We start from the raw sequence: 382 nt of genomic DNA on the forward strand, positions 1-382 counted from the left end.
GTTCTCGCTGGTCGCGGTCGCTACATGATTCCAGGTCTGGTCGACATCCATCTGCACATCGAGAGCACGATGGTGACGCCAGAGACCTTTTCCTATGGCTTGATCCAAAATGGGGTGACGACGATTGTGCCGGAGCCACATGAAATGGCCAATGTATTTGGCATCGAAGGGATCAAAGAGATGATTCGCGCCAGCCAGGACTGTGTCGTAGATATGAAGTACGCGATCCCTAGCTCTGTGCCAGCGACCTCGATGGAAACAACCGGGGGCTCTGTGGAAATTCCGGATATGGACGAGCTTTTACGTTCGGAAGAAATTATTTGTCTGGGCGAGATCATGAACTATGTCGATATCATCAAGGACCCTGCCTGTAAGACAAATC

Annotated in this window: 1 protein-coding gene; it reads left to right on the plus strand. The window is 51.0% G+C overall.

Annotated elements, in window-relative coordinates; all coding sequences use genetic code 11:
- Window positions 1-382, plus strand: a 382-nt coding sequence (locus SB773_RS30330; RefSeq protein WP_410593901.1) for an amidohydrolase family protein, incomplete at both ends; no start/stop codon positions are given.

Origin of the sequence: Bacillus sp. SIMBA_074 (assembly GCF_046534555.1) — a bacterium.
Classification (GTDB): domain Bacteria; phylum Bacillota; class Bacilli; order Bacillales; family Bacillaceae_G; genus Bacillus_A; species Bacillus_A mycoides.